The organism is Bowmanella yangjiangensis, from assembly GCF_017255015.1.
GTDB classification, from domain to species: Bacteria; Pseudomonadota; Gammaproteobacteria; order Enterobacterales; family Alteromonadaceae; genus Bowmanella; species Bowmanella yangjiangensis.
Genome location: NZ_JAFKCS010000267.1, coordinates 1 through 1077, shown reverse-complemented (window position 1 = coordinate 1077; position 1077 = coordinate 1). Strand labels below are relative to the sequence as shown.

The window sequence follows — 1077 nt, the reverse complement described above, 5'->3', positions numbered from 1 at the left end:
GCAGAACTGCGCATCGGTGTGCAATGTGACATCGATAGGCCGCACCAATGCGCCGGTCTGCAGATAGTTGTCCACCAGATTCGACCAGGCCAGCGCAATACCCTGCCCACTCAGCGCCGACTGGATCAGCATCGAGTAGCTGTTGATGTTGATCCTATGCCTCGGCTCACACGCCTTGTAGCCAAGGCGCTGGAACCACTCCGGCCAGCTGATCCAGTCACGCTGCGGGTCTTCCAGCCATAGCCAGGTTCCAGTGGCCAGCTGCGCCGGGTCGCAGAAATCCGGGTGTTTGGCCAGGTAGCCTGGACTGCATACAGGGAACACTTCTTCGGCGAACAGAGACGTCACCTGCATGTTCTTCGGCGGTGTGCGGCAGTAGTACAACGCCAGATCACAATCCAGGCGCGAGAAGTCCTTGACGTGGTCGTAGGCGATGATGCGCAGATCCACTTCTTCGTTGTCACGCTGGAACTCGGCGACCCGCGGCAACAACCAGAGCGAGGCCATGGCGGTACTGGTCACCACCGTGACCTGCTGCGCGCCGCGCCAGTGACGGATTTCGCCCGTGGCGTGGGCCAGTTGCAGCAAGGATTCGCGCACCGTGTCGTAGTAGTGACTACCGGTCGGGCTGAGGTTGATTTCACGGGTGGTGCGCTCGAACAGGGTCTTGCCGAGGTAGTCCTCAAGCAGGCGCACCTGTCGGCTGATCGCACCCTGGGTGACGTTCAGTTCCTTGGCCGCGAGGGTGAAACTCAGGTTTCGCGCGGCCGACTCGAACGCCACCAGGCTGTTGAGCGGAGGCAGAGGTTGAATCTTCATGCAGGCAATTCACGCAGGCGTTGTTGTTATTTGACCGCTGTCTGGAATGCGGCTCGACCTGAAGCATGTAGCATCTAGCGTTAAACCGATACGCGCCACGAGAGAAAAGTCACAGCTCTGGTAAACTGGCGCATCGCCGCCCGCAGCTACATCACGTCAGCGACCTGTACCAGTAGAACAGCGCCGCGCCAAAGTTTCTTGTCTGAAACCCCAGTAAATACGTCAGAACGCGTCATCCCAAATGTCTTTAGAAAACGC

At 59.0% G+C, this 1077-nt stretch carries 1 protein-coding gene; it reads right to left on the bottom strand.

The window, feature by feature from the left end:
- Positions 1-819 (bottom strand): LysR substrate-binding domain-containing protein (locus J0A65_RS23870; RefSeq protein WP_206596762.1); only part of this gene is annotated, 819 nt, incomplete at its 3' end.
- Positions 820-1077: the final 258 nt, after the last annotated feature.